At 64.2% G+C, this 24,806-nt stretch carries 22 protein-coding genes; 5 read left to right on the forward strand and 17 right to left on the reverse strand.

Annotation, left to right across the window (positions count from 1 at the left end):
• Nucleotides 1-157: 157 nt before the first annotated feature.
• Together AB1Z25_RS03260 and AB1Z25_RS03265 are read right to left on the reverse strand one after the other, a co-directional pair.
• Complete coding sequence (locus tag AB1Z25_RS03260) at nucleotides 158-817, reverse strand: YiaD family glycine zipper/OmpA-like lipoprotein (RefSeq protein WP_107798178.1); 660 nt, start codon at nucleotides 815-817, stop codon at nucleotides 158-160.
• Nucleotides 814-1,284 carry a Cd(II)/Pb(II)-responsive transcriptional regulator gene (locus tag AB1Z25_RS03265; protein WP_107798179.1) on the reverse strand — a complete coding sequence of 157 codons (471 nt, stop codon included), beginning with the start codon at nucleotides 1,282-1,284 and terminating at the stop codon, nucleotides 814-816. Before AB1Z25_RS03265 ends, AB1Z25_RS03260 begins: the two co-directional genes overlap by 4 nt.
• 273 nt (nucleotides 1,285-1,557) lie before the next feature.
• Between AB1Z25_RS03265 and AB1Z25_RS03270 the strand changes: the two genes are divergently transcribed.
• The gene (locus AB1Z25_RS03270; protein WP_486636552.1) at nucleotides 1,558-3,798 is read left to right on the forward strand and encodes a heavy metal translocating P-type ATPase; all 2,241 of its coding nucleotides are present in this window, start codon (nucleotides 1,558-1,560) and stop codon (nucleotides 3,796-3,798) included.
• 73 nt (nucleotides 3,799-3,871) lie between these two features.
• On the opposite strand, the gene AB1Z25_RS03275 is transcribed toward AB1Z25_RS03270, so the two are convergent.
• A complete protein-coding gene (locus AB1Z25_RS03275) occupies nucleotides 3,872-4,537 on the reverse strand; it encodes a putative metalloprotease CJM1_0395 family protein (RefSeq protein WP_486636553.1) in 666 nt (221 codons plus the stop codon).
• 200 nt (nucleotides 4,538-4,737) lie between these two features.
• On the opposite strand from AB1Z25_RS03275, the gene AB1Z25_RS03280 reads away from it, so the two are divergent.
• The gene (locus AB1Z25_RS03280) at nucleotides 4,738-5,244 is read left to right on the forward strand and encodes an acyl-CoA thioesterase (RefSeq protein ID WP_199225795.1); all 507 of its coding nucleotides are present in this window, start codon (nucleotides 4,738-4,740) and stop codon (nucleotides 5,242-5,244) included.
• On the forward strand, nucleotides 5,237-5,923 hold the full coding sequence (locus AB1Z25_RS03285) for a TIGR01621 family pseudouridine synthase (RefSeq protein ID WP_235084340.1): 687 nt from the start codon (nucleotides 5,237-5,239) through the stop codon (nucleotides 5,921-5,923). The genes AB1Z25_RS03280 and AB1Z25_RS03285 overlap by 8 nt, the downstream gene beginning before the upstream one ends.
• Before the next feature lie 28 nt (nucleotides 5,924-5,951).
• Here the strand turns inward: AB1Z25_RS03285 and AB1Z25_RS03290 are convergent, their stop codons facing one another.
• The 12 genes from AB1Z25_RS03290 to ccoN form a co-directional block, all read right to left on the reverse strand.
• The gene (locus tag AB1Z25_RS03290; RefSeq protein ID WP_486636554.1) at nucleotides 5,952-6,776 is read right to left on the reverse strand and encodes a ChbG/HpnK family deacetylase; all 825 of its coding nucleotides are present in this window, start codon (nucleotides 6,774-6,776) and stop codon (nucleotides 5,952-5,954) included.
• A 53-nt stretch (nucleotides 6,777-6,829) separates the two neighbouring features.
• A complete protein-coding gene (locus AB1Z25_RS03295) occupies nucleotides 6,830-7,237 on the reverse strand; it encodes a GtrA family protein (protein WP_107798184.1) in 408 nt (135 codons plus the stop codon).
• Entirely contained in the window at nucleotides 7,234-8,247 is a 1,014-nt protein-coding gene (locus AB1Z25_RS03300; RefSeq protein ID WP_107798185.1) for a glycosyltransferase family 2 protein, read from the reverse strand. The genes AB1Z25_RS03295 and AB1Z25_RS03300 overlap by 4 nt, the downstream gene beginning before the upstream one ends.
• Nucleotides 8,240-9,736, reverse strand: coding sequence for an ArnT family glycosyltransferase (locus AB1Z25_RS03305; protein ID WP_486636555.1), 1,497 nt, complete (start codon nucleotides 9,734-9,736; stop codon nucleotides 8,240-8,242). Before AB1Z25_RS03305 ends, AB1Z25_RS03300 begins: the two co-directional genes overlap by 8 nt.
• Before the next feature lie 179 nt (nucleotides 9,737-9,915).
• The gene (locus AB1Z25_RS03310) at nucleotides 9,916-11,292 is read right to left on the reverse strand and encodes a peptide MFS transporter (RefSeq protein WP_107798187.1); all 1,377 of its coding nucleotides are present in this window, start codon (nucleotides 11,290-11,292) and stop codon (nucleotides 9,916-9,918) included.
• A gap of 446 nt (nucleotides 11,293-11,738) precedes the next feature.
• Nucleotides 11,739-12,158, reverse strand: coding sequence for a YbaY family lipoprotein (locus AB1Z25_RS03315; protein ID WP_227106993.1), 420 nt, complete (start codon nucleotides 12,156-12,158; stop codon nucleotides 11,739-11,741).
• Nucleotides 12,158-12,685 carry a FixH family protein gene (locus tag AB1Z25_RS03320; RefSeq protein ID WP_107798188.1) on the reverse strand — a complete coding sequence of 176 codons (528 nt, stop codon included), beginning with the start codon at nucleotides 12,683-12,685 and terminating at the stop codon, nucleotides 12,158-12,160. Before AB1Z25_RS03320 ends, AB1Z25_RS03315 begins: the two co-directional genes overlap by 1 nt.
• A gap of 3 nt (nucleotides 12,686-12,688) precedes the next feature.
• Nucleotides 12,689-14,140 (reverse strand): cytochrome c oxidase accessory protein CcoG, encoded by a 1,452-nt coding sequence (gene ccoG, locus AB1Z25_RS03325; protein WP_107798189.1) that lies wholly within the window; start codon nucleotides 14,138-14,140, stop codon nucleotides 12,689-12,691.
• Nucleotides 14,141-14,294: 154 nt separating this feature from the next.
• Nucleotides 14,295-15,212 (reverse strand): cytochrome-c oxidase, cbb3-type subunit III, encoded by a 918-nt coding sequence (gene ccoP / locus AB1Z25_RS03330; RefSeq protein ID WP_019102683.1) that lies wholly within the window; start codon nucleotides 15,210-15,212, stop codon nucleotides 14,295-14,297.
• Nucleotides 15,209-15,400, reverse strand: coding sequence for a cbb3-type cytochrome oxidase subunit 3 (locus AB1Z25_RS03335; RefSeq protein WP_048410958.1), 192 nt, complete (start codon nucleotides 15,398-15,400; stop codon nucleotides 15,209-15,211). The genes ccoP and AB1Z25_RS03335 overlap by 4 nt, the downstream gene beginning before the upstream one ends.
• Before the next feature lie 3 nt (nucleotides 15,401-15,403).
• Complete coding sequence (gene ccoO / locus AB1Z25_RS03340; protein WP_019102681.1) at nucleotides 15,404-16,018, reverse strand: cytochrome-c oxidase, cbb3-type subunit II; 615 nt, start codon at nucleotides 16,016-16,018, stop codon at nucleotides 15,404-15,406.
• A gap of 16 nt (nucleotides 16,019-16,034) precedes the next feature.
• Nucleotides 16,035-17,459, reverse strand: a complete 1,425-nt coding sequence (gene ccoN, locus AB1Z25_RS03345; protein ID WP_107798190.1) for a cytochrome-c oxidase, cbb3-type subunit I — start codon at nucleotides 17,457-17,459, stop codon at nucleotides 16,035-16,037.
• A gap of 472 nt (nucleotides 17,460-17,931) precedes the next feature.
• Between ccoN and AB1Z25_RS03350 the strand changes: the two genes are divergently transcribed.
• The gene (locus tag AB1Z25_RS03350) at nucleotides 17,932-19,710 is read left to right on the forward strand and encodes a M61 family metallopeptidase (RefSeq protein WP_227106996.1); all 1,779 of its coding nucleotides are present in this window, start codon (nucleotides 17,932-17,934) and stop codon (nucleotides 19,708-19,710) included.
• An 82-nt stretch (nucleotides 19,711-19,792) separates the two neighbouring features.
• Nucleotides 19,793-22,417, forward strand: a complete 2,625-nt coding sequence (pepN, locus tag AB1Z25_RS03355) for an aminopeptidase N (protein ID WP_486636556.1) — start codon at nucleotides 19,793-19,795, stop codon at nucleotides 22,415-22,417.
• 80 nt (nucleotides 22,418-22,497) lie between these two features.
• Here the strand turns inward: pepN and AB1Z25_RS03360 are convergent, their stop codons facing one another.
• Nucleotides 22,498-22,929: an Hsp20/alpha crystallin family protein gene (locus AB1Z25_RS03360; RefSeq protein ID WP_235084336.1), complete on the reverse strand. Its 432-nt coding sequence runs from the start codon at nucleotides 22,927-22,929 to the stop codon at nucleotides 22,498-22,500.
• A gap of 117 nt (nucleotides 22,930-23,046) precedes the next feature.
• On the reverse strand, nucleotides 23,047-24,717 hold the full coding sequence (locus AB1Z25_RS03365; protein ID WP_486636557.1) for an SgrR family transcriptional regulator: 1,671 nt from the start codon (nucleotides 24,715-24,717) through the stop codon (nucleotides 23,047-23,049).
• Between the last annotated feature and the right edge of the window lie 89 nt (nucleotides 24,718-24,806).

Below are 24,806 nucleotides of genomic sequence, written 5' to 3' on the forward strand. Positions count from 1 at the left end.
CCCGCATTCCCGTGGGGTGGCGTGCGGTGGTTTCTCCTCATCTCCCCAAACGAGCGTTGTTAGGGCCGACCCAGTGGGTCGGCCCCTTTTTTTGCCTATTCCCCTGCGCATGGACGATAAAAAACCCGGCCGGAGCCGGGTTGGGCATCAAGATCGTTCAGCCCATTTGCTGCGGGGTGATCATGATCTCCACGCGGCGGTTGCGCGCCTTGCCGCTGTCGCTGGCGTTGCTGGCCACCGGCTGGGCCGCGCCGTAACCCATGGTGCGCACCCGTACCGAGTTGACGCCCTGGCCTTGCAGGTATTCGGTCACCGATTGGGCGCGTTTTTCCGACAAGGTCTGATTGTAGGCGGCGGCGCCGCTGCTGTCGGTGTGGCCGGCCACGGTGATCGAGGTGTCCGGGAACTGCACCAGCACGCCGGCGATGTCGCCCAGCGGTTTTTGCGCCCTGGCGTTCAGCTGATAGCCATTGGTGGGGAAGGTGATGTTGTCGGGCAGGGACAGCTTGAGCTGGTCGCCGATGCGCTCGACGGCGATCTGGCTGTTCTTCAGCTTCTCGCGCAATTGTTTTTCCTGGTAATCCATATAGCCGCCGATGCCGGCGCCGATCGCGCCGCAGGCCAGCGCCGAATTGCGGGCGCCTTTGCCGCCATGGGTCAGCGCGCCCACCAGGCCGCAGGCCGCCGCGCCGCCCAGGCCGTAGAGAGCGGTCTTGCTGATCTCGGTCTGGCCGGTTTGCGGGTTGGTGGTGCAGGCGGACAGAGCCAGCGCGATCAGGGTCGCGGCGGCGGTGGCGGGCTTGAACAAACGGGTCATTGCTTCTCCACTGAAGGGTGATGGGGGTGCGGGTCCTGGCCGAAGGGCGTGTGGCAGACGCAGGGCTCGCCTTCAGACGCTTCCACCAGGGTTTGCAGAATGCCGCATTCGGCCACGGTGTGATGGTCGTGGCAGCGGTCGCGCAGCGCCAGCAGCTGTTGCTCCAGCAGGCGCAGGCTTTCCACTTGCTGATGGACCTTGCTCACCTGGCGGTCTATCAATTGATTGATGTCGTCGCAGGCCAGCGAGGAGTCGGCCTTGAACGCGGCCAGCTGGCGGATGTCGGCCAGCGACATGCCCAGCGAGCGGCAGTGCAGGATGAAATTCAGTTCGCCCAATTGCTCGGCGTTGTAGCGTCGGTAGCCGGAGGCGCTGCGCAGCGGCGCGGACAGCAGGCCTTCGCGCTCGTAATAACGGATGGTTTCCACTTCGCAGCCGGTCTGGCGCGCCAGTTCTCCAATCAGCATCTCAGTTCTCCCGCAAGACGCCCCGTTGGGCGATGGCGACGATGTGCCGCCGGGTGAGGATATTTTAGCAAAAAAGCTTGACCTTGTAGCGACTATAGGGTTTGCAATGAAGCTATATCAATCCGATCAAGGGAGGCCACCATGTTCCATCCAGCGCAAAGAAGGCGAAACAAGCTTGCTCCGCATGCCGGCCATGCTTCTTGCCGCGGCGGAGAGGGCAAGCCCGATCCGCGCCCGGCGGACGATTGCTGCGGCCATAAACTGGAGGCGGCGATGCCGGCCCAACGGTCCGCCGCCGCGCATGACCACGATCACGGTCACGACGCTGCGGGCAAGGCCTGCTCGGGCCACGACCACGGCGTGGAAGCGCCGCGCGCGGTGTCCTTGGGCGAGGGCGGCCGGCAGCAGGCGCGCTTGCACATCCAGGCGATGGACTGCCCGACCGAGGCCAAGCTGATTGAAAAAGCCCTGGGCGGTATGACGGGGGTGGCCGCGCTGGAGTTCAACTTCATCGAACGCGTGCTGCTGGTGCGTCACGATCTGCCCAATCTGGACGGAGTCAAACAGGCCATCGCCAAGGTGGGCATGAAGGCGGTGGAGCTGACGGACGCCTCGGCGCCGGTGGAGCAGCCCAAATCCTCGCGCCGCGGCAATTGGCTGCTGGCCTTGTCCGGTTTGGCGGCGGCGGGTTCGGAAGGCGTGGCCTGGCTCAGCGGCGCGGATCAGGGCTGGGGCAGCGCGGCGCTGGCCCTGGCCTCCATCCTGCTGGGCGGCATTCCCACCTTGAAAAAGGGCTGGATCGCCTTGTCCACGCGCACGCTCAACATTCATTTCCTGATGTCGGTGGCGGTGATAGGCGCGATGCTGATCGGTCAGTGGCCGGAGGCGGCGATGGTGCTGTTCCTGTTCGCCATCGCCGAGCGCCTGGAGGCGATGTCGCTGGCGCGCGCCGGCGAGGCGGTGAAGGCCTTGATGTCGCTGGCGCCGGAAACCGCCTGGTTGCAAAGCGGCGGGGAATGGGTGGAGCGTCCGGCCGCCGAAGTGGCGCCGGGCAGCCGAGTGCGGGTGCGTCCGGGCGAGCGTGTGCCGCTGGACGGCCGCATCGACCAGGGCCATAGCGCCTTCAACGAGGCGCCGATCACCGGCGAGAGCCTGCCGGTGGACAAATCGCCGGGCGACGCGGTGTTCGCCGGCAGCATCAACGGCAGCGGCGTGGTGGAAGTGCTGACCACGGCGGCGGCCAACGGCAGCGTGCTGGCGCGCATCATCGACACCGTGCGCAACGCCCAGGCCAGCAAGGCGCCGACGCAGCGCTTCATCGACCGCTTCGCCGAGATCTACACCCCGGTGGTGCTGGTCGCCGCGCTGCTATTCGCCGTGGCCACGCCCTTGCTGGGCTGGCTGAGCTGGGGCGAGGCGGTTTACAACGCGCTGGTGATGCTGGTGATCGCCTGCCCGTGCGCGCTGGTGATCGCCACGCCGGTGACCGTGGTCAGCGCGCTGGCCTCCGCCGCCAAGCACGGTTTGCTGATCAAGGGCGGCGCGCCGCTGGAAACGGCGGCCAGGATAGACGCGGTGTGTTTCGACAAGACCGGCACTTTGACCGAGGGCGAACCGCAGGTGACCGAGGTGGTGGCGCTGGCCGACGCGGATCAGGATCAGCTGCTGCGCTGGGCTGCCGCCTTGGACGCGCATTCCACCCACCCGCTGGCCAAGGCGGTGCTGGCGGCGGCTAGCGCCCGCGGCCTGTCCTGGCCGGAGGCGGAGCAAGTCAGCGAACAGGCCGGGCGCGGCGTCAGCGGCCTGGCGGACGGCAGGAAGCTGGCCTTGGGCAGCAGCCGGCTGGCGCGGGAGCAGGGCGCTTTGAACGAGGCCTTGCAAGCCGAGCTGTCGCGGTTGGAGCTGGCCGGTCAGGGCGCGCTGGTGTTGCTGGAGGGCGAGCGCGCGCTGGGCGTGATCGCGGTGGCCGACCGGATTCGTCCGGAAGCGCCGGCGGCCTTGAGGCAATTGGCCAAGCTGGGCGTGGCGACCGTGATGTTGAGCGGCGACAACCAGCAGGTGGCGCAGGCGGTGGCGGCGCAGACCGGCATCGTCGAGGCGCACGGCGGCTTGCTGCCGGAAGACAAGCTGGAACGCATTGTCCGCTTGCAGGCCTCCGACAAGACGGTGGCGATGGTGGGCGACGGCGTCAACGACGCGCCGGCGCTGGCCCGCGCCGATCTGGGCATCGCCATGGGCGCGGCAGGCTCCGACAGCGCGCTGGAAACCGCCGGCGTGGCGCTGATGGACGACAAGCTGGCCAAGCTGGCCGATATGCTCAGCCACGCGCGGCGCACCTCGCGGGTGTTGAAGGTGAATATCGCGGTGGCCCTGCTCACCAAGCTGGTGTTCTTCGTGTTGGCGATGCTGGGCATGGCCAGCTTGTGGATGGCGGTGTTCGCTGACGTGGGCACCAGTCTGGTGGTGATCGCCAACGGCCTGAGGCTGGCGCGCGGCGTGCGCAAGGCGGAGTGATAGAAACGACGCCTGGTTCTCAGGGCCTGTTCAACGCCGTATCGCCGAAGCGCAGCGGATTTTGAACAGGTTCTCAGGCGTAGGTATCGATGTTGGACCCCAGCCCCGGGCCTTGCCGCTCGGGGCTGTTGACGTGTTGGCGCGCCTGCAGCGGACTCATCCCTTGCTTGCCGGCCTGTTGCTGCATCAGCTCGATGCGGGCCTGCTGTTCCATCTGCGCGGCCGCCGCGGCCACCGCGCGATCCTGGCCGGAGGGGTCGGCCGGCGCCAGCGCGGCCCTTTGCACGGTTTGGGCGTTGGAGATGGTTTCCTGCGGCGTGCTGCCCCGAGCCAGGCGGATGCCCACCTCGCCGCCTATCGCGTATTGCTTGCCGTCCGGGCCTTGCTGATAAGTGTAGGTGGCGCCGCCGCCGGCCAGCGCGCCGCCGCTGGTCAGATGGGCTTGCTCATGCTGGCGCACTTCGCTGTCTCTCGCCTTGAGCGCTTCCACTTGTTTTTGCTGCGGCTCGTCCAGGGGCTTGCCGTCGGCGCCTAGCGTGGCATTGGGCCGGGCTGGCTCTTTTTGATCGGCGGCGCTAGGATCAGCCGCGCTGTTTCCGGGCGCAGAGGCAAGCGCCGCCGGCGCCGCGGCGCTGGCCAGGTTTTGCTGGCAGGCCGGGCACTGGCAGTTGGCGCCATGGCTGGCTTGCAAGGCGTAGCCGCCATAGCCGCCGTAGCTGGATATCCCGGAAATGCTCATGAATTCATCGTCTTAGCTTGATATTTCCAGTTTAGCCGCTATGCGGGGTTTTTGTCCAAAAGCTGTTGCGGCGGCGACAGGGGCGGAAATTCCGCTAAAAACTGTTTAAAACAAGCTTAAGGGCGCAGAATACGCGGTTTCGAATCTTTGCGGGACTACGCCGGCCGGCGTCGGGCGAGGTCCGCTTTTGGGAGTATGGCATGGGGCAACAGGTGGATCAGGCGAGCCAGCGCGAACTGGTGATGTCGGTGTTGATGACGCCGGACATGGCCAATTTTTCCGGCAATGTCCACGGCGGGGTGCTGTTGAAGCTGCTGGACCAGGTGGCTTACGCCTGCGCCAGCCGTTACGCCGGCTGTTACGTAGTGACCTTGTCGGTGGATCAGGTGCTGTTCAAGCAGGCCATCCACGTGGGCGAACTGGTGACTTTTCTCGCCTGCGTCAATCATGTGGGCCGCACCTCGATGGAGGTGGGCATCAAGGTGGTGGCCGAGGATATTCAGAAGCGCACGGTGCGCCACACCAATAGCTGCTATTTCACCATGGTGGCGTTCGAAAACGGCAAGGCGGTGCCGGTGCCGCCGCTGACGCTGGAAACGACGGAGCAGCAACACCGTTTCCGCGACGCGGAAATCCGCAAGAAGATGAGGATGGAAACCGAACAGCGCATGCGCCAGGCCTCCAAGCAGGACGGCGCCGATGCCTGAGGCGGCGTTCACTCTATTGCATAGCGATCCCCGCTTTTATCTGGTGGACAAGGCGCCCGGCGTCAGCTTCCACCGCGAGGGCGAGGAGGCCGGCCTGATGGAGGCCTTGCGCGCCGGCTTGAGCGACGAGGCGCTGTGGCCGGTGCACCGGCTGGACCGCATCACCTCCGGCCTGATCCTGGTGGCGCGCTCGGCCGAGACGGCGGCGCGGCTGGGCGAAGCCTTCGCCGGGCGAGAGATAGAGAAATATTATCTGGCCTTGTCGGACCGCAAGCCGGGCAAGAAACAGGGCAAGGTGGCCGGCGATATGGCCAAGGGCCGAGGCGGCGCCTGGCGCTTGCTGAACAGCCAGCAGAACCCGGCGGTGACGCAGTTCTTCAGCTATTCGCTGCAGCCGGGTCTGCGCTTGTTCCTGCTGCGGCCGCGCAGCGGCAAGACCCATCAGCTGAGGGTGGCCTTGAAGTCGCAGTCCGCGCCGATACTGGGGGATCTGCTATACGGCGGAACGCCGGCGGATCGCGGCTATCTGCACGCCTATGCGCTGCGCTTCGAACTGGAGGGCGAAAGTTTCCGCTTTGTCTGCCCGCCGAGCCGAGGCGAGGCCTTCTTGTCCGAGACCTGCCTCGCGGCGTTGCGGGACTTGGGCCAACCCTGGGATTTGGGCTGGCCGGCGGCGTGAGCGGCTAGGCTTGGCGGGGGTCCGGCTTTCAGGCCGCCATCGGCGCGGGAGCGGGCGCGGCCAGGTCGAAGCGAGCCAATTCCACGCCGTATTGTCCGCAGAGTTCGAGGAAGGCCTGGCTGGAGAGGAAGCGGAATTCCTTGTCCCGCGTCGCGGCGATCGGGTCTTCCTTGTCTTGAGCCAGGTGGCCGGGGTGGCACATGATCAGCCCGCGGTCCGGCGTGCGGGCCAGCCATTGCTGCATCAGGCCGGCGAAGTCGGCTTGCGGCGTCAGCGAGTACATGCCGCCGAACCAGGGTGTGGTGTTGAAGCCCAGTTCGCGAGCGCCGTCGTCGAAACCGGTGCTGACGCTGCGCAGCACCAGCGCCTTGAGCCGGTTGTCGCCGGGGTGGCCCAGGCGGTCCGGGGAGCGCAAATAGGGCAGCGTCTGGCCCTGCCAGCGCTGGGCAACGGCTTCGAACAAGGCGTCGCGGACCACCGGCAGCGCATGCACATGCTGGTGGCCGTCGATGAAGTCCGGCAGCCGGCCGAAATGCTGGCAGAACAGATCGATTTGCATGATGGCGGCATCACGCAGCGTCGGGCGCGACAGCTGGCGCAATTGACTCTTCATCAGCCAATGCGATAAGGGACGCGCCTGCTCGCCAAAGGGGTGAGTCAAATTGAAATGCAGGCCGATGTCGGCTTTACCGTCGAAGGTTTTTAGCTCGGCAGCGCGGCTGGCCCAGCTGGGCGCCTGGCTCATCACGCTGGTGGCGGACAGGCGGCCGGCGGCCAGCAGTTCCAGAATGCCGGCGCTGATGGCGTCGGACTGGGCGAAGTCGTCGGCGCAGAGTGTCAGTCGTTTTGTCATGGGAGTGTGACCGCGACAAGCGGGTAAAGTTTTATATCCCTTTGTGCTGAAAATTAAGGGCTTCTGTGTAGTTTCTGTGTCGACGGCGGCTCACGGAAGGCCCATAGCTTGCTGAGCGCGAAGGTCAGCGCCGCGACGACGACGAGCACCAGCAACAGGGCGGCGCGATAATTCAGCGGGGTGAAGCGCAGCAAGAGCGCGTACATCGCTTCGTTGACGAGAAAGCTCAGGCAGGCGACGCCGAAGAAGCGCGGCAAGGCCTGGCGGTGGGGGATGTGGGCGGCTTGGAAGGTTTGCAGCCGGTGGCCCCAGTAGCTGACCTGGAAAGCGATCAGAAAGCCCAGCACATTGGCTTGCAGCGGCGCCATGCCCAGCGGCACCAGGAGCCAGGCCACCACGCCGAAATGCACCAGCATGGCGGACACGCCGACCACGCCGAACCAGAACAGCTCGCGGCTCATTCCCCTGCGTCTCCGGCGTCCGGCCGCCCGCGGCCGCTGATGCGGCTGACCAGATAGGTGGGGCGCTGTTTGACCTCGTCGAAAATACGGCCCACGTATTCGCCCAGTATGCCGATGGACAGCAGCTGCACGCCGCCGAGGAAGCTGATCGCCACCGCCAGCGTGGGCCAGCCGCTGACCGGGTTGCCGAACAGCAGGGTGTGGGTCAGCTCCCAGGCGGCGTAGCCGATGGAGCACAGCGAAATCAGGCAGCCGACCACGGTCCAGATGCGCAGCGGCATATTGGAGAACGCGGTGAGGCCGGTGATGCCCAGGTCCAGCAGCCGGCGGTAGTTGAAGCTGCTCTGGCCGGCGCGGCGCTCGCGGGTCTGGGTCGGCATCGGGCGCTGGGTGAAGCCCACCCAGTGGTACAAGCCCTTCATGAAGCGGTTGCGCTCCGGCATCTGGCGCAGCGCTTCCACCACGCAGCGGTCCAGCACGCGGAAGTCCTGGGTGTCGGCCGGCATCTTGTGGCGGCTGCCGCTATTGGCCAGTTGGTAGAAGGCTCGGGTGAACAGGCGTTTGGCCAGCGGCTCGTCCTCGCGGCTGCTGCGCACGCTGTAGACCATGTCGTAGCCTTGGCGCCATTCCTGCAGGAACACCGGCACCATTTCCGGCGGATGCTGGAAATCGCTGTCTATCAGCACGGCCACGTCGCCCTGGACGTGGTCGACGCCGGCGGTGAGCGCGATCTCCTTGCCGAAGTTGCGGGATAGCTGGATCAGCGTCACCGGCAGACCGGCGGCGTGGGTCAGCACCTGTTCCACGGTGTCGTCGCGGCTGCCGTCGTCCACCACCACCAGCTCGTGGCGGTAGCCGGCGTCGGCGAGCAACTGATGCAGGGTTTGCAGCATCGGCACGATGTTGGCGGATTCGTTGTAGGCCGGCACCACGCAGCTGACCAGCGGATCGGCCGGGCGCTCCTTGGCGCGTTGAGCCAATAGATAGGGCGGCACAAAAGCCTCAGTCATGCTGAGCGTCCTCGTGGTGGGCTTGCCGCGCGCGCGGGGCGTCGCCGAGCAGCAGCATGGTGTCGTTCATGACCTGGAAGCGGCCCAGCGGCGCGAAGCGGGCGCGGATGTCGGCCGGCAGCCGCGCCAGCTCGTTTTCGTCGGCCACGATGAAGCTGCCGGGTTTGCCCGCCAGCCAGGCGCGCAGTTGCTGCGGGTCCTGCGTGGTGCGCGCGCGGCCGTGGGAGTAGAACTCGGCGGAGAATTCGCGGCGGCCGGCCCAATAGACCAAGGCGCTGTCCGCGCTCGGGTTTTGCGCGCGCCAAGCGGCGATCACCTGTTTCTGGGTGCGCAGGTAGCGATTGCCGTCGTAGTGGTTGAAGGCCAGCAGCGCCAGCAGCAGCACGCCGCCGATCGCGGCGATCCAGGGCAGCGCGCTGCGCTTCGCGTCGTCGGCGCGCGCGCGACGCCACAGTTCGGCGAACAGCAGCGCGCAGCCCGGCAGCATGGGCAGGGAGTAGGGGAAGATGATGTTGCCGGACATCGTGAAGAACAGCAGCGTCATCAGCGTCCACAGCGAGAGATAAAGCAGCCAGCCGTCGTCGTCGCGGCAGAGTCGCGGCAGCTTGGCGCCGTGGCGGAGCAGCCAGGCCAGCATGGCGACGGACCAGGGAAAGATGGCGCCCAGCGCGTACAGCCAGATCATGCCGCGCGGCGTGGCGTGGGCGAAGCCGTATTTGTCGCCTTTCCAGCCGGAATCCAGGAAGCGGCTGACATGTTCGCCCATGATGAAGTAATCGAGGAAGCCCGGGGTGCGTTGTTCGGCCAGCGCGTACCAGGGCGCGGCGACGGCGAACATCAGCAAGACGCCGCCGATCCACGGCAGCTTGCGCCACAGCGCCAGCCATTGATTGCGCAGCAAGACCCAGAAGAAGATGGGCATGCCCACCAGCACCACGGCCAGCGGGCCCTTGGCCAACAGGCCGAGTCCCAGGCCGACAAAGAAGACATAGCCCCAGCGGCGGCTGTCGCGCGCCAGAGCGTGCCAGAAGGCGACCTGGCTCAGGGTCACGCAGAAGAGCAGCGCCGGATCGGTCATCACCGTGCCGGCGGCGCCGAGGAAGAGCAGGCCGCTGGCCAGGATCAGCGCGGCAGCCATGGCGGCGTCTCCGCCGCTGCGGCTGCGCATCAGGTGGGCGCTGAGGCCCAGGGTGGCGACGGCCAGGAGCAGCGAGGGCAGGCGCGCGGCGATTTCATTGACGCCGAACAGGCCCATGCCGGCGGCGGACAGCCAGCTGGACAGCGGCGGTTTGGCCCAGAACGGAATGCCGTAATCGTGCCACAGGGTCACCCAGTTGCCGGTTTCCAGCATCTTGCGGGCGATTTCGCCGTAGCGCGCCTCGGTGGTGTCGGTGAGCGGAATCGCCCACATGCCGGCGAGGCGGAGCAGCAATAGCAGCAGCAGGACGGCGACGGCGCCTTGCTGCCAGGAGAGACTTGATCTTTTCATTCGGGGTGGAGGGCCGTCGGCGCGCGCGGGCGCGGCGGCGAATAAGGGCCGGAATCTGGAAGCCCCGTATGATAAAGCCTTTTCTCCGGTCTGTGTTGGCCGGGGACGGCGCAAAAAAAGCCGGCGTCCGCCGGCTGCTTGCGGGGCCGGGCTGGGCGCCCGGCCGGCGACGCTTGGCCTTATTGCAGGCCGTGCATCATTTTCTTCAGTTTGTAGGACAGCGCGAACAGCACCAGCGAGCTGACGCCGGCCATGGCCACGAACAACATGAAGAAGTCGTGCAGATTGCTGATGGCGTAGCCGAGGAAGTGCGGCACCGGCTTGCTCGGGTCCGGGTACAGTTCAGACAGGGTGCCGGCGAACTTGTTGGCGGCGGCGTTGGACAGGAACCAGATGCCCATCATCAGACCGGTGAAGCGGGCCGGGGACAGTTTCACCACCAGGGACAGGCCAATCGGGGACAGGCACAGTTCGCCGAAGGTGTGCAGCACGTACAGGCTGACCAGCCACAGCATGCTGACCTTGACGCCCGGTTCCAGGCCTTCCACGCCGAAGGCGATCACCAGATAGCCCAGCGCCAGGAAGAACAGACCCAGCGCCATTTTCACCGGGGAGTTAGGTTCGCGGTTGTTGTGGCCCAGCTTGGTCCAGATGAGGGCGAAGATGGGCGCGAAGATTACCACCGAAATCGGGTTGATGGACTGGAAGTAGGAGGCCGGCACGGTGAAGCCGAGCAGGTTGCGGTTGGTCTGCTCTTCGGCGAAGAAGGTCAGCGAGGCGCCGGCTTGCTCAAAGGCGGACCAGAAGAAGATCACGAAGGCGGACACGATCAGGATCACCGCCAGGCGCTCTTTCTCTATGCGGGTCAGCGGGGCGTGAACCACTTTTTCGCCGCTGTCGTGGTGGCGCTTGGGCGCCATGCCGATGGGCTTGCCTTCCGGGGTCACCAGGTATTTGTTCTTGAACAGCGAGAACACGACCAGGCTCAGCAGCATGCCGAAGCCGGCGGCCATGAAGCCCCATTTGAAATCGGCCGGGTGGCCGGTGTCGCCCAGGGTGCCGCAGACCAGCGGCGCGATCAGCGAGCCGGCGTTGATGCCCATGTAGAAGATGGTGAAGGCGGAGTCGACGCGCTTGTCGCCCTCAGGGTAGAGCTGGCCCACCATCGAGGAAATGTTCGGCTTGAACAGGCCGTTGCCGGCAATCAGCATGCCCAGGCCGCCGTACAGCAGCCAGGAGGCGCTTTGCACATTGCTGTCGTGCAGCGATCCGGAGAAGAACAGCATGAACTGGCCAATGGCCATCAGCACGCCGCCCACCAGGATGGAACGGCGGTTGCCCCAGTAGCGGTCGGCGATATAGCCGCCGATCAGCGGAGTCAGGTAGACCAGGCCGGTATAAGTGCCGTAGATGTCGGCGGCGTGAGCCTTGTCGAACATCAGAGCCTTGATCATGAACAGCACGAAAATGGCGCGCATGCCGTAATAGCTGAAGCGCTCCCACATTTCGGTCACAAAAAGCAGATAGAGCCCTTTGGGATGCGAAGTGGTCGACATAGATTATTTCCTTGTGTGACTTGAGTGACACCACTTGAACGAGCAAGATCGAGTGAGGTGTTGTTGTAGTTTTTACTTGCCTTGGATTTTGTAGGCAATTTTTGATAATAACTAGGAAATGTTTGGATGTGAAAATTTTTTAATATTTGTTGCCATACAATCAGTGTTTATAGAGTAAATGCGTCACTAACTGTCTTTATTTGTCATATTTATTTGTAAGCAAAATGACATGGGTGCTGTGAGGCTTCACATTCGGGCTATTGTCGAAAATCCCGGCGGGAGAAGGGCTTAAGCGTGTTTGCGGCGCTGCCGGCCTTGGAGGGGAGGCTGAGGGCCGGGCTCGCCGGCGCTGAGGCAAAACAGCAACACTTGATCGGGCGCCGGCGGCGGCGGACAAAGAAAAAGCCCTGCGGGAAGCAGGGCCGGGAGGCGGAGCGCTTCGGCGTTTAATTGCCGCCGACGGTGTCCAGCCTCAGCTGCGGGTGTTCGTCGGCGCCGGCGCGCAGCACCTCGGTCTGGCGGCTGCTGTTGTAGCGCAGTTCGCCGTCAACGAAGATCTGGCCTTCCACCACGTAGCGACCGTCGGGTTTGATCGCCTGCTTGTCGTAGCACAGGGAGAAGTCCGCCGGGATGCTGCGCGGCTTTTCCAGGATTTGCTCGGCCAGCAGCTGCGGCGGCGCGTCCTGGCGGCTTTGATCCAGCAGGCGAACCTTGACCAGCACGTCCTTGGCCTGGGACAGCGTCGCGCTCTGCTGCGGCGCGATATTGCCGGTCAGGTAGGCGGGCACGAAGCCGCCGGCGTGGGCGGCGCTCATGGCCAGGCCCAGAGTCAGCGCGCACAGGGCGCGGAACCATCGCGTCATCATCAGTCCGCCGGCTCCAGGTTGGGGTGGCCCAGCGAGACGGTCTGGCCTTCAGCCGGCTTCCACTCGCCCTGCAGCCGCCATTGCTTGGCCTGGTCTTCCAGCAGGATGTACCAGTGGTTGGCCTTGACCGGAACTGTCGGCAGCGTGGCCTGGTAGAGATTGGGGCCGGCTTGGCGCATATCCACTTGTTGGTCGAAGTCGTCCTGAGCCGGATGCACCATGCGCATGGTGATGGTGGCGGGCAGCGCCACCTTGCTGGTGGTGATCAGCCGCAGCGTGCGCTGATCCGAGCCCACCATCAGCTGCGCGCTCAGGCCCATATTGAAGGCTTGCTTGTCGCGGCGCAGCTCCATATTGATGGCCTTGCCCTTTTTGTAATAGTCGTCGGTGACCAGGCCGTCGTCGGTGCGGATCGCGGTGGCGAGGAACATCACGCCGACGATGACGGAAATCAGCGGCAGGCCGAACAGAATCCAGGGCCAGGGCTCGCGGTACCAGGGGCGCGGAGCAGGGTGGGTGTGCTGCATGTATTACTCTCCGATGAAGCTGGACTTCTCTTCCACTTGCAGGGAAGGGTTGTTGATGGACTCGATCAGGAAGCGGATCTCGTGGCTGCCCTTGGTCGCGTACTGCGGATCGGCCTGGACGTGGACGGTGACGTCGGTGTTGCCGGTGGCCGCGACGGCGATGTCCTTGCGGTCGGCCTGCACTTTCAGGCCGGGCAAGCCCGATGCTGTGATCCTGAAATGCTGATTCTGTTCCGTAGTATTGATAATTTTAATGATATAGGTGTTTTCCAGCCAGCCGGCATCGGTTTCGCGCACCAGCGAGGCGCGGTCGCGCAGCACGTCCACCTTGAAGGGCTTGCGCATCAGCATGGAGCCGATGGAGGTGGCGATGACGACGCTGAGCACCAGCGTATACAGTATCACGCGCGGGCGCTTGAGCCGGGAGGCGATGGCCTTTTCCGGGTATTTGCCTTCCAGCGCGTTTTCCGTGGTGTAACGGATCAGGCCGCGCGGATAGGCCATTTTATCCATCACCTCGTCGCAGGCGTCGATGCAGGCCGCGCAGCCTATGCACTCGTATTGCAGGCCGTTGCGGATGTCTATGCCCACCGGGCAGACTTGAACGCAGATGCTGCAGTTGATGCAGGCGCCCAGACCCTGTTCCTTCGGGTCGCTGCCTTTCTTGCGCGCGCCGCGCGGTTCGCCGCGCTTTTCGTCATAGGAAATGATCAGAGTGTCGGCGTCGAACATCACGCTCTGGAAGCGCGCGTACGGGCACATGTATTTGCAGACCTGCTCGCGCATGAAGTTGGCCAGCAGATAGGTGAAGCCGGCGTAGAAGAACATCCAGAACGCTTCCCAGGGCCCGTAGTCGAAGCGCGGCGCGGCGGCCACCAGATCGCGGATCGGCGTGAAGTAGCCCACCAGGGTGAAGCCGGTCCACAGCGAGAACAGGATCATCAAGGCGTGCTTGGTGAATTTGAGGCGGAATTTGCGCAAGCTCATCGGCGACTTGTCCAGCTTGATGCGCTTGTTGCGGTCGCCTTCCACCCATTGCTCTATCCACAGCATGATTTCGGTGTAGACCGTCTGCGGACAGGAATAACCGCACCACAGCCGGCCGGCGATGGTGGTCCAGGTGAACAGGGCGAAGGCGCAGCACATCAGCAGCGCGGCCAGATAGACGAAGTCCTGCGGCCAGATGGTGAGGCCGAACAGGTGGAATTTGCGTTCGATCAGGTCGAAATGCAGCGCCTGGCGTCCGTTCCAGCTCAGCCAGGGCAGGCCGAGGAAGACCAGCTGGGTGCCTATGACGAAGAGCACGCGCAGATTGTTGAACAGGCCTTTGACGGCGCGCGGATAGATCTTGGTATGCGACTCGTACAGAGAAACGGTCTCGGTGGCGTCGGGCTGCTGGCCGGCCTGGCGCGGCGGTTCGACCTTGATCGGAATTTCCTTGAGCGAATCGGACATGGGCGTTTCCTTCTCTGCGGATTTGGCCAAAGCCATGCGCGGCATGGACTTGGCGAAATGCGCGGCTGCGTCGGAGCGGAGATGTTATATGAAATCATATAACATCCTCGCGAAAGAATACTGCCCGCGTGAGCGGGCAGTAGGTCGGCACCGGTTATTGCGGCGCTTTGGGGTTGTTGGACAAGCCCCAGACGTAAGCGGTCAACAGATGCACCTTGCCTTCACCCAGGAAGTCTTTCCAGGCCGGCATCTGGTTGTTGCGGCCGTTGGTGATGGTTTCGATGATGGTTTTCTCGCTGCCGCCGTACAGCCAGTTGTTGTCGGTCAGATTGGGCGCGCCCAGCTGCGGGTTGCCCTTGCCGTCCGCGCCGTGGCAGGCGATACAGACCGTGGCGAAGGTTTCCTTGCCGCGCACCGCGCGCTCCGCGTCATGCTTGCGCTTGGACAGGGAGAGCACGTAGTTGGCCACGTCCTTGACCTTTTCCTCGCCGAACGCCGCGCCCCAGGCCGGCATCTGGCCGTGACGGCCTTCGGAGATGGTGGTGTGGATGGTCTTGATGTCGCCGCCCCACAGCCACTTGTTGTCGGTCAGGTTGGGGAAGCCCTTGGCGCCGCGGGCGTCGGAACCGTGGCACTGCACGCAGTAGGTCTGGAACAGGCGCTTGCCCATTTCCTGAGCCTTGGGATCCGCGGCCACGGCCTTGACGTCCTGCTTCAGGAACTGGTCGTACAGCGGCTGATACTTGGCCTCCGCCTGCGCGCGTTCCTTCTTGTACTGGTCTACCGAGGTCCAGCCGAACACGCCTTTCCAGGTGCCGAGGCCGGGATACAGGATCAGATAGACCACGGCGAAGGCCAGGGTCACATAGAACATCAGCATCCACCAGCGCGGCAGCGGGTGGTTGTACTCGGAGAGGTCGCCGTCCCACACGTGGCCGGTGATCTCCACCTGTTCGCCCTTTTGCACCTTGATCTTGGATTGCGAAAACACCAGATAGGTCAGCCAGACGAGGCCGCCCAGCACGATCGCGGTGATCCAGATGTTCCAGAATTCGCTCACGAAATCACTCATTTTCTTGCTCCGTTGGAAGCTTGGTCTTGTTCCGCTTCCTGCACCTTGTCGTCGTCGAGGAAGGGCAGGTTGGCCGCGTCCTCATACCGGTTCTTGGAGCGCTTGCTGTAGGCGATGCCCAGCACCACGATGAAGAATGCAAAGCACACTACCGTGAACAGCGAGCGTCCGATGGTTACCCAGTCCATGGCTTAACGAACGTTCTTCAAGGCAAGGCCCAGGCCTTGCAGGTAAGCGACCAGCACGTCCATTTCCGACTTGCCCTCCACCTGGGCCTTGGCCTCGGCGATGTCCTTGTCGGTATAGGGAACGCCCACCAGGCGCAGCGCCTTCATCTTGGTCGGCACAATGTCGGCGTCGGCCAGATTCTTGGCCAGCCACGGGAAGGCCGGCATATTGGACTCGGGAACCACGTCGCGCGGGTTGATCAGGTGCACGCGGTGCCATTCGTCGGAGTAACGGGCGCCCACGCGGGCCAGGTCCGGACCGGTGCGCTTGGAGCCCCACAGGAAGGGGTGGTCGTACACCGATTCGCCGGCCACGGAGTAGTGGCCGTAGCGCTCGGTTTCAGCGCGGAACGGACGGATCATCTGCGTGTGGCAGGTATGGCAGCCTTCGCGGATGTAGATGTCGCGGCCGGCCAGCTGCACGGCGGTGTAGGGCTTGACGCCGGCCACCGGCTGAGTGGTCGATTTCTGGAAGGCCAGCGGCAGAATTTCCACCAGACCGGCCACGCTGACGACCAGCAGGGTAAACACGATCAGATAGCCGACGTGTTCTTCGATCAGTTTTTGTATCTTATCCATGATGTTTCCTTGCGCCTCAATGAGCGTGGGCGGTGATGGCCGGGATCTTGGCGTCTACGGCACGGCCCGCGGTTACGGTGCGGAAGGTGTTGTAGGCCATCAGGAACATGCCGAGCAGGTACAGGAAGCCGCCGAGCAGACGCACGAAGTGGTACGGATAGGTGGCCTTGACCGCCTCTACGAAGGCGTAGGTCAGGGTGCCGTCCGGGTTCAGCGCGCGCCACATCAGGCCCTGGGTCACGCCGGAGATCCACAGCGCGGCGATGTACAGCACCACGCCGACGGTGGCGAGCCAGAAATGGGCTTCAACCAGCTTCAGGCTGAACATGGATTCGCGGCCGAACAGGCGCGGAATCAGGTAGTACATGGAACCGATGGTGATGAAGCCCACCCAGCCCAGCGCGCCGGAGTGCACGTGGCCGATGGTCCAGTCGGTATAGTGGGACAAGGCGTTGACGGTCTTGATCGACATCATCGGGCCTTCGAAGGTGGACATGCCGTAGAAGGACAGCGAAACCACCAGGAATTTCAACACCGGATCGGTGCGCAGCTTATGCCAGGCGCCGGACAGCGTCATGATGCCGTTGATCATGCCGCCCCAGCTCGGAGCCAGCAGCACCAGGGAGAACACCATGCCTACGGACTGGGTCCAGTCAGGCAGGCTGGTGTAATGCAGGTGGTGAGGACCGGCCCACATATAGGTGAAGATCAGCGCCCAGAAGTGCACCACGGACAGGCGGTAGGAGTAAACCGGACGGCCGGCCTGTTTCGGGATGAAGTAGTACATCATGCCCAGGAAGGCGGCGGTCAGGAAGAAGCCCACGGCGTTGTGGCCGTACCACCATTGCACCATGGCGTCCACGGCGCCGGAGTAGGCGGAGTAGGATTTCCACAGCGACACCGGCACGAAGGCGGAGTTGACGATGTGCAGCAGGGCCACGGCCAGGATGAAGGCGCCGTAGAACCAGTTGGCCACGTAGATGTGCTTGACCTTGCGGATGGCGATGGTGCCGAAGAAAACGATGGCGTAAACAACCCAGATCACCGCGATCAGCAGTTTGATCGGCCATTCCAGCTCGGCGTATTCCTTGCTGGTGGTCAGGCCCAGCGGCAAGGTGATGGCGGCCAGCACGATCACCAGCTGCCAGCCCCAGAAGGTGAAGGCGGCGAGCTTGTCGGAGATCAGCCGGACGTTACAGGTACGCTGCACCACGTAATAGGAGGTGGCGAACAGGCCGCAACCGCCAAAGGCGAAGATGACCGCATTGGTGTGCAGAGGACGCAGGCGGCCAAAGTGGAACCAGGGGCCGAAGTTCAATTCGGGCCAGACCAGTTGGGCCGCAATGATGACGCCCACCAACATGCCGACAATGCCCCACACGACGGTCATGATGGCAAATTGGCGCACCACCTTATAGTTATAAGTGGATTGCGTTTCCATTTAGGGTTTTCTCCAAGGTTGCTAACTCAGAACGTGACATATCTAATCGGCGGCTTGAAGTCCGGGAAACTGTCCCCATCTGTACCGATGTGACTGTATCCAGACGATGCCGCAGGGAAAACGACTTTTATTAAAATCAAGCGCTTGACCCAGATCGCAGCGGTACTGATGTCTGTATTAGCAGTTCATCCCGTATTGCGACAGCGCAATTTCCCCATTTAGTTAACCCGGCATTCTAAATCAATTACCCATATCGGGCCAGTTTGGACGGCCGGGGGATGTCGCTTTCCCATTTGTCTTTATTTATGTCTCAAGCGAGCGTGACAGTTCTTGCAAATACTGTTGCTACTGACCGAGATTGTATTGTCTGGCGGCCCAGCCTTCTTGACCTGGATCAAGATGTCATAAAACGCAGCGTTTACCCGCGGCAAGTGCTAAAATCAGAAGGTTTTGCAACGATTGCAGGCAGATCATGACCGTTTCCGTCCGCTACACCCTATGTCCGAGCGCCCCGGAGGCGCATCTTTTCGAGGTCGTCCTGACCGTTTCCCGGCCCGCCAAGAATGGCCAGATTTTCTCATTGCCGGCGTGGATTCCCGGCAGTTACATGATCCGGGAGTTCTCCAAACATATTGTGGAAATTCGCGCGGAATCCGCGGGAAAAGCGGTGCGGCTGGTCCAGCTGACAAAAAACAGTTGGCAAGCCGCGCCAGTCAAGGGCTCGTTGGTTCTACGCTATAAAGTTTATGCGTTTGATCTGTCGGTGCGCGGCGCTTATCTGGACGCGCAGCGCGGCTTCTATAACGGCAGCAGCGTTTTCCTGGCGGCGGACGGCTACGAGAACGAGGCTTGCGAGGTGGAGATCCTGCCGCCGGAAGGCAAGGCCTACGCCGATTGGAAGGTGGCGACCAGCTTGCCGGCGCGCGGCGCGGACAAGAAAACCGGCTTCGGCGGCTATCAGGCCGCCTCTTACGACGAGTTGATCGACCACCCGGTGGAACTGGGCGCTTTCGAACGCGTCAGCTTCAAAGCCTGCGGCGTGCCGCACGAATTCGTCGTCTCCGGCCGCTTCCGCGCCGACCTCAAGCGCCTGGCGCGCGACGCCAAGAAAATCTGCGAATACCAGATCAAGCTGTTCGGCGAGCCGGCGCCCTTCGAGCGCTACGTATTCATGCTTTTCGTCGGCAAGGACATCTACGGCGGCCTGGAGCATCGCGCCTCCACCGCGCTGGTGGCCAATCGCGACGACTTGCCGCAGCAGGGCGTCGAGGAGATCGGTGACGGCTATCTGAAGCTGCTGGGCCTGATCAGCCACGAATATTTCCACAGCTGGAACGTCAAGCGGATGAAGCCGGCGGCGTTCACGCCCTACGATCTGAACCAGGAAGGCTATACCCGTCTGCTGTGGGCCTTCGAGGGCATCACCTCCTATTACGACGACCTGAGCCTGGTGCGTTGCGGCCTGATAGACGAGAAGCGCTATCTGGGCCTGCTGGCGGAAACCATCAGCGGCGTCGAGCGCGGCGCCGGCCGCTTGAAGCAGACGCTGGAGCAATCCAGCTTCGAAGCGTGGACCAAGTACTATCGACAAGACGAAAACAGCCCCAACAGCATCGTCAGCTATTACACCAAGGGCGCGCTGGCCGCGCTGGCGCTGGACCTGACCATACGCCGCGACAGCCAGGGCCGTCAGTCGCTGGACGACGTGATGCGCGCGCTGTGGCGCAAATGGCTGGACGACGGCAAGGGCCTGGCCGAGGACGAGTGGGAAAGCCAGGCGCAGGCCGTCACCGGCCTGGACCTCAAGGCCTTTTTCGATCGCGCGCTGCGCGGTGTTGAGTCCCTGCCGCTGGCCGAACTGTTGGCGGCCCAGGGCGTGGAGCTGCGCTTCGAGCCGGCGGCCAACGCCGGCGACCGCGGCGGCCTGGCGTTGAGCGGCAAGCCTGCGCCGGCCAGCCTGGGGGTCAAGGCCGTGGCCGAGGCCCAGGGCGTGCGCGTGCTCAATGTCTACGACGGCGGCGCGGCGCAAGGCGCCGGCCTGTCCGGCGGCGACGTGATCGTGGCCATAGACAAGCTCAAGGCCGTGGACCTGGACAAGGCGCTGGCGCGCTACCAGCCCGGCGATAAGCTGAAACTGCACTGGTTCCGCCGCGACGAACTGATCAGCGCGCAAGTGGAGCTGCAAGCCGCTCCTGCCGACGCCTGCCGCCTGCTGTTGCAGGACGGCGGCGCGCAGTGGCTGCGCCGCTAATATTCATCGGGTCGGCGCCGCTGCCCGGCGTCGTCCCCCTCCAGCCAAGACCGGCGCAGCCGGCATCGAAGGAGACGTAGACATGGCTCAACAGCCGCAAGTCAAGTACCGCAACGACTACGCAGCCCCCGCTTTTCTGATCGACCGCGTCGATCTGAGCTTCGACATCGAAGACGACGCCACCCGCGTGCACGCGCGCCTGGTGGTGACCCGCAACGACAAGGCCGCGCGCCAGGACGATCTGGTGCTGGACGGCAGCGCCGCATTGGTGGCGGTGACGCTGGACGGCGAACGCCTGGGCGAAGGCGGCTACGCGCTGGCCAACGATCAACTGACCGTGCGCGGCGTGCCGGACAGCTTCATCCTGGAAGTGGAAACCGAGATCGATCCGGCGGCCAACACCAGTCTGATGGGCTTGTACGCGTCCAACGGCAATCTGTTCACCCAATGCGAGCCGGAAGGCTTCCGCAAAATCACCTATTACCTGGACCGTCCCGACGTGATGGCCAAGTTCACCACCACCATCATGGCGGACAAGCACAAATTCCCGGTGCTGCTCTCCAACGGCAACAAGGTGGGCGAGGGCATGGTGGACAAGAAGCGCCACTGGGTGAAGTGGGTGGACCCGTACAAGAAGCCGTCTTATCTGTTCGCCTTGGTGGCCGGCAAGCTGACGGCGCTGAAGGACAAGTTCGTCACGATGCGCGGCCGCGAAGTGGCGCTGGAGATCTGGACCGAACCGGCCGATCAGGACAAGACTCAGCACGCGATGGAGTCCCTGAAGCACTCGATGAAGTGGGACGAGCAGCGCTTCGGCCTGGAATACGATCTGGACATCTATATGATCGTCGCCGTCGGCGACTTCAATATGGGCGCGATGGAGAACAAGGGCCTCAACGTCTTCAACACCAAGTACGTGCTGGCGCGCAAGGACACCGCCACCGACGCCGACTTCCAGGGCGTGGAGCGGGTGATCGGCCATGAATACTTCCACAACTGGACCGGCAACCGCGTCACCTGCCGCGACTGGTTCCAGCTGTCGCTGAAGGAAGGCCTGACCGTGTTCCGCGACCAGGAGTTCGGCGCCGACATGAGCAGCCGCGCGGTCAAGCGCATTGAGGACGTCAAGGGCCTGCGCGCTCATCAGTTCCCGGAGGACGCGGGCCCCACCTCCCATCCCATCCGCCCGGACAGCTATATCGAGATGAATAATTTCTACACCATGACGGTGTATGAAAAAGGCGCGGAAGTGGTGCGCATGTATCACACCTTGCTGGGCGAAGCCGGCTTCCGCAAGGGCATGGACCTGTATTTCAAACGCCATGACGGCCAGGCGGTGACCTGCGACGACTTCCGCGCGGCGATGGCCGACGCCAACGACGTGGACCTGGGTCAGTTCGGCCTGTGGTACAGCCAGGCCGGCACCCCGGTGCTCAGCGTCAGCGGCCGTTACGACAGCGTGGCGCGCAGCTACACCCTGAACGTGCGCCAATCCTGCCCGGCCACCCCGGGCCAGGAGCAGAAGCAGCCCTTCCACATTCCGCTGGCCCTGGGTCTGGTGGGCGCGGACGGCGCCGACCTGCCGCTGCGGCTGGAGGGCGAGGCCGAGGCGCAGGGCGGCACCCGGGTGCTGGACGTCAAGGCGGCGGAGCAGAGCTTCACCTTCGTCGACGTGCCGGCCGAGCCGGTGCCTTCGCTGCTGCGCGGCTTCTCCGCGCCGGTGAAGCTGGATTTCGATTGGCGCGACGACCAACTGGCTTTCCTGATGGCCAACGACAGCGACAGCTTCAGCCGCTGGGAAGCCGGCCAGACCTTGGCCGAGCGCCTGTTCAAGCAGCTGTTGACGACGCTGGCCGCCGGCGGCGAGCTGAAGTTGCCGGAAACCTTCGTCGCCGCCTTCCGCGCGGTGCTCAAGGACCATGTCGCCGATCCGGCGTTCAAGGCCTTGATGCTGGCTCTGCCTTCCGAGGCGGAAATCCTGGAGATGGTGGAGGCGGCCAACCCGGCGAGCATCCATCAGGTGCGCGATTTCGTGCTGGAGGAGCTGGCGCAGGCGCTGCGCGGCGAGTGGCGCGAGGCGTACGAGCTGAGCCAGACCCGCGATTACAAGCCGCAGGACGCCGGCAAGCGCGATCTGAAGAACCGGGCTCTGGCCATGCTGAACCGCCTGGACGACGCCTGGCCGGCGGAGGCCGCCTCCAAGCAGTGCCAGGAGGCGGACAATATGACCGACCAGATGGGCGCGATGCTGGCCTTGCGCGATCGCGACGGCGCCGAGCGCGACGATTGCTTCACCGCCTTCGCCGCCCGCTGGCAGGGCGACGCGCTGGTGATGGACAAGTTCTTCATGCTGGTGGCCAGCAGCCAGCTGCCGGGCACGCTGGAGCATGTGCAGGCGGCGATGCAGCATCCGGCCTTCACCTTGAAGAACCCCAATAAGGCGCGCGCGCTGATCGGCACCTTCGGCGCCAATATGGCCTTGTTCCACGCCGCCGACGGCAGCGGCTATCGCTTCCTCGCCGATCAGGTGCTGGCGCTGGACGCGATCAATCCGCAGGTGGCCAGCCGCATCGTCAACGCCTTCCGCCGGCTGAAGAAGCTGGAGCCGGCGCGTCAGGCGCTGATGCGCGAGCAATTGCAGCGCCTGGCCGGGCAAACGCTGTCCAAGGACGTGTACGAGATCGTGTCCAAGATTTTGGAAGCCTGAGCCGTCTCGCGCCGCTCAAAACAAAGCCCCGGTTTCAAACCGGGGCTTTTTTCATGGCGGCTTGGGTTGCCCGGCGCGGCTTATTCTACGCGCAGCCGTTGCCCGCCCTGTCCGCCTTGTTTCTTCGGCAGCGTCAGGCTGAGCACGCCGTTTTCATACTTGGCGCTGGCCGCGTTGCGTTCGATCTCGGCCGGCAGCTGGAAGCTGCGCGACACCGCGCCGTAAAACCGCTCGGTGCGCAGCGGGCGTTCGTCCTTGCGCTCGCTGTCCGTCTGGCGCACTTCCGCCTTGATGGTGACCAGCGGGCCGTCCACTTCCACATGGATATCCTCCTTGCCGACGCCGGGGATTTCCGCGTGAACGGTGAACTGGGTTTCGGATTCCCTCACGTCGATCTTGATCTGGCTGGGCAGGGGATCGCCGTGCAACGGCTTGATGAAAAAGCCGGGGCTGAAGTCGCGGAACAGTTCGTCAAACAGGCTAACATTGCCGCGGGAAGGCAGGATGTTCATCTTACTCTCCTTTTAGATCAATGGATTAGATGTAAAACGGGCCCTGTTGTCGATATAGGGACGCCGCGCGGATTCTCAAGCCCCGGCGCGGACGGAATGTGGCGGGACGCGCGCGTATCAGTCCGATTGGACAGGTCTCAGCCATAGGCCGGCGAAATCGGTCCAGCCGTTTTCGCTCATTTGCAGGCCGGCCAGTTGCGGGCTGGCTTGATGGCCCTGGCGCTCATGCGATAGCGGCAGCACCCAGCCCTCGGCGCACAGCCAGTCGCCGATGGCGGCGTAACCGGCCATCCGCTGTTGGGTGTCCGGCTGGCGCTGGATGTCCCGCAATTGCGCGTTCAGCCGCGCCTGCGCCGCCGCGCCCAGGCCGCGCTGCAACGGTTGCCGGGTGCCCAGCCATTCGTGGCAGCTGTAGTCGCGATCGTCGTGCAAGACCTCGCTGCACAACATCAGATCGGCCTGCCGCCACCAGTCCTGATCGTGAAAGAAGGCGCGCCGGCTGAGGGCGTGGATCTCCAGGTCGATGGACAGGGCGGCCAGGCGCTGGCGGATGGCGGCGGCCAGCGGCGGAAAGCAGGGCAGGTCGTAATGGAACAGGCGCAGGCGGGCGCGGTCCAGCCGGGGGCGGCGCTCGGCTCGCGGCAAGGGATGTCGCCAGCCCGGCAGCAGGCCGGCCGCCGGCGTCTGCAGAACGTCGTTGGCCTGGACCAGCGCGGGCTCGGCCAGCCAGCGCATCAGCGGAGCGCGCTCGCTGTCCGGCAAGGCCGGGTTCAGCAGCAAATAGGTGCAGGCCGATTGCAGCGTGCCGTTGGCGTCGTCGTTGGCGTAATCCAGGCGCAGGTGGAAGTCCTGGCCGTCGTCGCCGGCGGGAATGAACCAGAGCTCGATCTCGTCCAGCAGCGCCCGCTCGCGGTAATGGGCGGCGAAGGCGGCCAGGCTCAGCCGCTGCTCGCTGTGGCGCAGCGCCCGGAACGGACCGCTGCCCACCGGCAGGCGTTCGAAGTCGGCGCCGCGCCGTAAGGGGACGATGGAGCTGTTGGCGGTGGCCAGCCGCTGCGGCCATAGAAAATCTCCGTCGTCCAAGCGGCAGCTGAAGGACAGCGGATCGTGGACCTCGACCGCGCTCAGGTGGCGGTATTGCCGCTGATAAGGATTGTCGGATTCGCGCAGTCGCAGCAGGCTGGCGGCCGCGGCGTCGGCCTGCAAGGGCGAGCCGTCGTGGAATTGCAGGCCGGGGCGCAGCCAGAAGCGCCAGCGCCTGGCCGCGGCGTCGCTTTCCCAGTGATGGGCCAGGCCGCCCTGCAGGCTTTGCAGCGCGCGGTCGAAACGGCATAGCCGGTCGAATATCTGCCGGACCAGATGGGATTCCAGCCGGCCGCTGACGGTGACCGGGTCCAGGCTCAGCGGCGCATGCGGTATCGGGATGCGCAGGCAGCGGCCTTGCGCGGCGCTGCCCAGGTATTGCGGCAGCGCGCTCAGCAATTGTTCGCGCCGCTGCGGCGGCAATTGGGCGAAGGCCTGCTCCAGCTTGCCGTCGCGCAGCAAGCGCTGCAGACGCTGCCATTCCAGCTGTTCCGGCGGGCAGAGCAGGCTTAGCCGCGATTTACGGCCGCGCCCCCGGCCCGGCTCCCAGGCCAGCCAGCCGCGCTCGCGCATCTTGGCCAGCTGCAGCCGGGCGTTGCGCTCGCTGCAGTCCCACAGCGCGCACAGCTCGGCCAGCCCCGGCTGGGCGGACTGCCGGCCGGCGTAGGCCCGGTGCAGCGCCTGATATTGTCGTTCCAGCTTCATGCTCGTTTCCGGTTGAGGGCTAGGCTAAAAGCGGAAGCAATTTGTTTGGTTCGCATCCATTTTTACATTCCGCTTTTAGCAGGATACTG

The sequence above is a fragment of the Chromobacterium sp. HL1 genome, from assembly GCF_057418835.1.

Coding starts and splice junctions, on each gene's coding strand:
- AB1Z25_RS03285 (WP_235084340.1), top strand. CDS start 5,237: ATGCCTGAGGCGGCGTTCACTCTATTGCATAGCGATCCCCGCTTTTAT.
- AB1Z25_RS03320 (WP_107798188.1), bottom strand. CDS start 12,685: ATGCAGCACACCCACCCTGCTCCGCGCCCCTGGTACCGCGAGCCCTGG.
- AB1Z25_RS03265 (WP_107798179.1), bottom strand. CDS start 1,284: ATGCTGATTGGAGAACTGGCGCGCCAGACCGGCTGCGAAGTGGAAACC.
- AB1Z25_RS03305 (WP_486636555.1), bottom strand. CDS start 9,736: ATGAAAAGATCAAGTCTCTCCTGGCAGCAAGGCGCCGTCGCCGTCCTG.
- ccoP (WP_019102683.1), bottom strand. CDS start 15,212: ATGAGTGATTTCGTGAGCGAATTCTGGAACATCTGGATCACCGCGATC.
- AB1Z25_RS03270 (WP_486636552.1), top strand. CDS start 1,558: ATGCCGGCCCAACGGTCCGCCGCCGCGCATGACCACGATCACGGTCAC.
- AB1Z25_RS03295 (WP_107798184.1), bottom strand. CDS start 7,237: ATGAGCCGCGAGCTGTTCTGGTTCGGCGTGGTCGGCGTGTCCGCCATG.
- AB1Z25_RS03275 (WP_486636553.1), bottom strand. CDS start 4,537: ATGAGCATTTCCGGGATATCCAGCTACGGCGGCTATGGCGGCTACGCC.
- ccoN (WP_107798190.1), bottom strand. CDS start 17,459: ATGGAAACGCAATCCACTTATAACTATAAGGTGGTGCGCCAATTTGCC.
- AB1Z25_RS03290 (WP_486636554.1), bottom strand. CDS start 6,776: ATGACAAAACGACTGACACTCTGCGCCGACGACTTCGCCCAGTCCGAC.
- pepN (WP_486636556.1), top strand. CDS start 19,793: ATGGCTCAACAGCCGCAAGTCAAGTACCGCAACGACTACGCAGCCCCC.
- AB1Z25_RS03360 (WP_235084336.1), bottom strand. CDS start 22,929: ATGAACATCCTGCCTTCCCGCGGCAATGTTAGCCTGTTTGACGAACTG.
- AB1Z25_RS03335 (WP_048410958.1), bottom strand. CDS start 15,400: ATGGACTGGGTAACCATCGGACGCTCGCTGTTCACGGTAGTGTGCTTT.
- AB1Z25_RS03300 (WP_107798185.1), bottom strand. CDS start 8,247: ATGACTGAGGCTTTTGTGCCGCCCTATCTATTGGCTCAACGCGCCAAG.
- AB1Z25_RS03350 (WP_227106996.1), top strand. CDS start 17,932: ATGACCGTTTCCGTCCGCTACACCCTATGTCCGAGCGCCCCGGAGGCG.
- ccoO (WP_019102681.1), bottom strand. CDS start 16,018: ATGGATAAGATACAAAAACTGATCGAAGAACACGTCGGCTATCTGATC.
- AB1Z25_RS03260 (WP_107798178.1), bottom strand. CDS start 817: ATGACCCGTTTGTTCAAGCCCGCCACCGCCGCCGCGACCCTGATCGCG.
- AB1Z25_RS03365 (WP_486636557.1), bottom strand. CDS start 24,717: ATGAAGCTGGAACGACAATATCAGGCGCTGCACCGGGCCTACGCCGGC.
- AB1Z25_RS03280 (WP_199225795.1), top strand. CDS start 4,738: ATGGGGCAACAGGTGGATCAGGCGAGCCAGCGCGAACTGGTGATGTCG.
- AB1Z25_RS03315 (WP_227106993.1), bottom strand. CDS start 12,158: ATGATGACGCGATGGTTCCGCGCCCTGTGCGCGCTGACTCTGGGCCTG.
- ccoG (WP_107798189.1), bottom strand. CDS start 14,140: ATGTCCGATTCGCTCAAGGAAATTCCGATCAAGGTCGAACCGCCGCGC.
- AB1Z25_RS03310 (WP_107798187.1), bottom strand. CDS start 11,292: ATGTCGACCACTTCGCATCCCAAAGGGCTCTATCTGCTTTTTGTGACC.